Source organism: uncultured Campylobacter sp. (assembly GCF_937949835.1).
Lineage (GTDB): Bacteria > Campylobacterota > Campylobacteria > Campylobacterales > Campylobacteraceae > Campylobacter_B.
This window is the reverse complement of record NZ_CALEDC010000035.1, coordinates 1-4,874: the sequence shown is the minus strand read 5'-3', so window position 1 is coordinate 4,874 and position 4,874 is coordinate 1. Positions and strand designations below refer to the sequence as shown.

At 44.9% G+C, this 4,874-nt stretch carries 5 protein-coding genes; all 5 read right to left on the bottom strand.

Features of this window, described 5'->3' with window-relative positions; genetic code table 11:
• Positions 1-329: 329 nt before the first annotated feature.
• Positions 330-926 carry a metallophosphoesterase gene (locus tag Q0256_RS00785; RefSeq protein ID WP_297959136.1) on the bottom strand — a complete coding sequence of 199 codons (597 nt, stop codon included), beginning with the start codon at positions 924-926 and terminating at the stop codon, positions 330-332.
• Positions 927-1,010: 84 nt separating this feature from the next.
• Positions 1,011-2,504, bottom strand: coding sequence for an RNA ligase (locus tag Q0256_RS00780; RefSeq protein ID WP_297959134.1), 1,494 nt, complete (start codon positions 2,502-2,504; stop codon positions 1,011-1,013).
• 293 nt (positions 2,505-2,797) lie between these two features.
• Positions 2,798-3,913 (bottom strand): WG repeat-containing protein, encoded by a 1,116-nt coding sequence (locus Q0256_RS00775; RefSeq protein ID WP_297959132.1) that lies wholly within the window; start codon positions 3,911-3,913, stop codon positions 2,798-2,800.
• Positions 3,914-3,998: 85 nt separating this feature from the next.
• Positions 3,999-4,106 (bottom strand): hypothetical protein, encoded by a 108-nt coding sequence (locus Q0256_RS00770; RefSeq protein ID WP_297959131.1) that lies wholly within the window; start codon positions 4,104-4,106, stop codon positions 3,999-4,001.
• On the bottom strand, positions 4,103-4,519 hold the full coding sequence (locus tag Q0256_RS00765; RefSeq protein WP_297959129.1) for an isoaspartyl peptidase/L-asparaginase: 417 nt from the start codon (positions 4,517-4,519) through the stop codon (positions 4,103-4,105). The genes Q0256_RS00770 and Q0256_RS00765 overlap by 4 nt, the downstream gene beginning before the upstream one ends.
• Positions 4,520-4,874 lie beyond the last annotated feature (355 nt).

The following is a 4,874-nucleotide window of genomic DNA, read 5'->3' as shown; positions in this document are numbered from 1 at the left end:
GATCGATGAAAGCGCCAAATTTGATAGACGTGCGATAAAAAGCGTATTTATCCTCGCTATTTGATTTAAATTTAGCCCCGCAAAGGGGCTAAATTTGCGCTTATTTTTCCCCTAGCGGCCAGTAAACGATCGGCTTAGCTCCGAGCCTTGCCTCGCCGTGATACATACCGAGCTTCTCCTTCGTCCACGCAAAGCCCGTGTGTCCGTGCTTGTCGATAAAGATGCCGCCGCCGGGCTTTGCCTATTTCCGTATTATGCGGGTGCTTCTGCGAGATATTGCAGTCGGCTGCGCTTAAATCAATGCTGCGGCTGTCCGTGTTTAGCCAGGATCACAAATATCTTGCCGCGATTTGCCTTTGCCCTAAAATTTGCACGATCTCATCTAAGCTTAAAATTTTGCCGTGCGAGTCAAAGCCTACGTTTAGTATGCGCCCCTCCAGGCTGGAAGCGCGGTTGTGCAAGTGCCCGTGAAGCATAAAAGAGCCTTTCGAGGCGCGGTTATGCTCCTCTACGGGATAGTGAAACATACAGATGCTCATACCGGTTTTGCCGTCCTTTATCGCGCCCGCGCCGCCGTCAAAATTTAGCTCCTTGTAGTGCAGGATATCGCTAAAAATAGGATTTCCGTCGTCTTTTAGCTCGCGTAGCAGCGCTTCTTTGTTTTGGCTAATGAGCGTATCGTGGTTGCCTAAAATCAGCACATGCGAGCCGTTTAGCCTACGCGCGACGCTTTTTAGATCCTTTAATTTATTACAAAATGCAAAATCGCCCAGATCATAAACCGTATCCTCCGGCCCCACTACGGTATTCCAGAGCTCTATTAGCTTTTCATTCATCTCAGCTACGTCGTTAAAATTCCTAAATTTAGGGCAGTATTTCATAATGTTGCCGTGATAAAAATGCAAATCGGAGGTAAAAAATATCATCATTTTTCCTTTAAGCTTTAATCGCTGCATTAAATTTACGCTTTACGTAAATTTGCGCGGCGTCAAATATTCGTACGGTAATCGTTAAATTTTTTCCAAAAATTCTTTTATAAAGCCTAGCTTGCCCTGCTCGTCAAGCGATTTGAATTCTCGCTCGTTTGCTTTGATATGATCGACCAAAGGGTGAAATTCCTCATCGAGCTTGGTTTTATCCAGTTTGCCGGAAAGCGCTTCGTTTTTACTGCGAGCGAAAAATTTATTCACGAGATAATAAGGCGTTTTCATCTTAAAGCAAAAATCATTTTGGCTCGGGATATACACCATAAAGCCCTCGAATTTCGCCTCTTTAACTATATTTTTAAGCTCCGCAAAGCTCGTTTTTAGATACTGCTCGCCCTCTTTATAAAAAGGTCTTTTTAGCGCTCCGTCAGTGCTTGCGGCGATTTTATCCAGCTCAAATTCGCTCTCTTGCGCGCCGGTTTTAACGTCGATAAGTCCGATAAAAGTCTCTCCAAGCTCCTCTTCTACGATGTGCGGGTCGCTCTCGTCGGTGATCTCAAATAAAAAAGTTTTATTTGGATAGCGTTTGAAAATCTCTTCAAATTTGCAGCAGTGTTCGCGCGCCATCTGTGCAAATCTACTATCGGTCGATCCCGTCGTGGAGTAGATGACGCGGCGGTTAAAGCTCGCGCCGCTTTCGTGGGCATCTACGTAGGTGCAACACCCCAAAAAGCCGTTTACCTTTCGCACGGCAAGCACGGGCGTATCGTCTGTGATATCGATAGGATAAAGACTTTTGTGCGAGGTAAATTCCGAGTAGTTATAGACCTTTTTAAACGGACGCACGATGATATTTAGATTATTGTCCATTATGAGCCCGCGCATCTCAAGTAGCGCCTTATCCCAATCGGCTTTGAAAAAGACGCGTTTTGAGTATTTGTAGGTGCGAAGCTCGGGATAAAGCTCGCTTTGACGCGCGCTCCAGAGCCTTTTGTCCTGCGTAGCGGCGATATATTTTTTCGTTACGTAGGTGTTTTGCGCCGCATCAAAGGGCAGATCGCGCCTGTTTAGAGCCGCCGCGTCTTTGATCTTTTGCGCTACGCTTTCGCTCATAGGATTAACGGGCGGGATCAAAATTTCGCCCTCTATTTTGTTGTTTGCGACCTTGATAAACATTGCTATCACGGTATCTTCATCGACGCCGTGCTCGGAGGCGAAGAAATTTTGCATTCTAAAGCATTCGAAAATAAATCCATTTTGGGTGGCTTGCTCTTTTAGGCTTAGCAGCTCTTTGGTGCGCGCACTCACGTTGCTAAGCACGATAAGAACGTCTTTAGCTTTGTTTTCCAGGGCAAATTTATACGCCTGCTTTATCTCGCGGGCGACTTTGCGCTTCGCGTCCTCCAAAAGCTTCGGCGACCAAGTATAAACCCCCGCCTCATCGGTTAAGAACATATCGTTTTCCAGATGATAAATTTGCGCCTGCGGATATTCGTTTTTAAATTCTTTAATCTTCTCTTTTGCGAAAGTCGTTTTACCAGAGCCCGCGTGTCCGCGAACGACTATAAATTTTCTCATTTTACCGCCTTGATTTTATGTGGCGACATTCTACCTGAAATTTGTATATTTTGCTATCATGTGCAAAAATTTAAGGCAAAAGTTAAATACGGATGAAAGTAAATTAAAACAACTGGAGTTTTATTGTCTGCGTTGAATTTAACTCATATTGCAAAAATTAAATTTACGTTATTTTTTTGGCAAAATAGATCTATTGGGTCTTATGTGACATAAAGGCGAGAAATTTAGCAACTGAATGTAGCTCGTTAGTTTAAAAAAAGCAAAGCGTTTGCCAAAACCGTCGCAAATTTACCTCAATCTTCTATCTCAAAGTAGTAAGAAATAGGCAGAATTCGGCCCTTTTTATCGATAAACACGCTTTTGTAGTCTACACTAGCGGCCGTCGCGTTGCCCTCAAAAACAAATATGCTATCGAATTTTGGTTCTATGGCGACCTTGCCGTCTATGTCTAGGCAACCGCTTTTTCTATTTACCATGAAATTTAACATTCCACCGTAAAACTCGTTAAATATATAGTCGAATTTTTGTGGCTCAAGGATAAATTTACCGCTTTTATCTATGATACCCCACAGCTCGCCGACCCTCACTACGGCGTGTTCTTCTTTAAAGTCATTTACTTCGTCAAAACGCGGCTCTATCGCGAAATTTCCGCTTTTGTCTATAAAACCCCATTTGCCGCCCGATTTTACGGCCGCTAGTCCTTCGCTAAAGAGCGACGCTAATTCAAATTTAGGCTCTATAACGATGTTTGCGTCCTTGTTCACAAAGCCATAAAGTCCGTTAAATTTTACGGATGCTAAGCCTTCTGTAAACTTTAACGGGTAGTTGAAATTTAGCTTTGAAACGGTAGCGCCGCTTTTGTCTATCACGCTCCATTTATCGCCGATGCGCACCGAGGCTAGTCCATCGGAAAACGACCTTACCTCGTCATAGCGCGGAGTAATGATTGTTCTGCCGTTTTTATCCACGTAACCGTATTTCATCCTGCCGTATTTCATCTCACCCACGAGTATCGCGCCATCTCTGAAGGCTATACCCATATCGTCAAATTTGGGTTCTACTACGACCTTACCTGTTTTATCTATGAGGCCGAATTTACCGTTTTTGGCGATGCCTGCTAGCCCCTCGGTAAAGCTAGTTTTAAAGCCCATACCGGGCGCCAAACGCACGACAAGTCTGCCGTTTTCGTCCATAAAAAAGGTCTGTTCGCCTATAAAAACCACACAAAGACCGTCAGAAAAGGTTCCTGTGACCATAAAATTTTTACCTACGGCTTTTATGTTGCCGTCTTTATCCACAGCATTGCCGTCCGCAAAAACTAGCGCATAGTCCGCTAGTTCACCCTGCCCGATTATCTTAGCTTCAAGACCGAGCAAGCCTAAGAGAAGTACCACTAAAATTTTTTTCATTTTTGCCCTTTTTGTAAATTTGAGGCTAATTTATCCCGCCCAGCAGCTCTTGCGTCTGCTCGAAGCTAAATCCCTCTTCGGCGTCTTATTTTGGGAAGTTATCTATAAATTCTTTTTTCGAGATGGCGAGATCTAGCTCCTTGTCGCTGCATCTTTGATATGAGCCGATGCGGCCGGTCATTTTATTTGTCATGCCGCTGGGCTGGTCGCTGCGGCTAGGTTGCCGTTTTTATCAAGCGCGACCGCGCCCGCTTTTTTGGTCGAGCCGTCCATGATCGAGGCGTCGAGCTCGTTAAATCCGTCGGCTGTAAATACCGCACCCTTGCCCGCGTTAAAATTCGGATCGTCCTCAAGCACCATAATGGCCGCCGTTACGGCATCCATCGCGGTGCCGCCCCGTTCAAGCACGGCTTGACCCGCCAAAAGCGCCCGGTTCATCGGCTCCTCGCGGATTTTAAATTCCTCCTTGGTTAGATCAAGCCCGCTGGTGCCGCCGTGAATGACGATAACGGGGGAAAATTTCTCCTGCGCATTCGCAGCCGTTAGCCCGAGCAGGGCCAGACTCGCCGCCATAAAAACGGCCTTTGAGAGTGAAAAGTGCTTCATATCTCATCCTTTCGAAAAAATTGCAGAATTTCTAAGGAATGATATAACTTTGCGCTTTTCGTTTCGCTTAATCAAATGCGAATTCAGCCGGATCTAAATCTAATGCTTTGAGTTTAGGATTAAGCTTTCGCCGTCAAATTTAACGCGACTCAATTTGTAGCACAATCTGATGGATCGATTTAAATTTTATAATTTTGAGTTTGTGCGTCAGTAAAATTTAATTACCGCAGCTCAATAAATTTCAACCGCGCGTCATAAAATTTTAGCGCAGTCGTATTTTAATCGGCGCTACGCAAGCAAACTCAAGCACGCACCCGCTAGCAAAGCAGGCTTCAAATTAAACGCCTCAAACTCG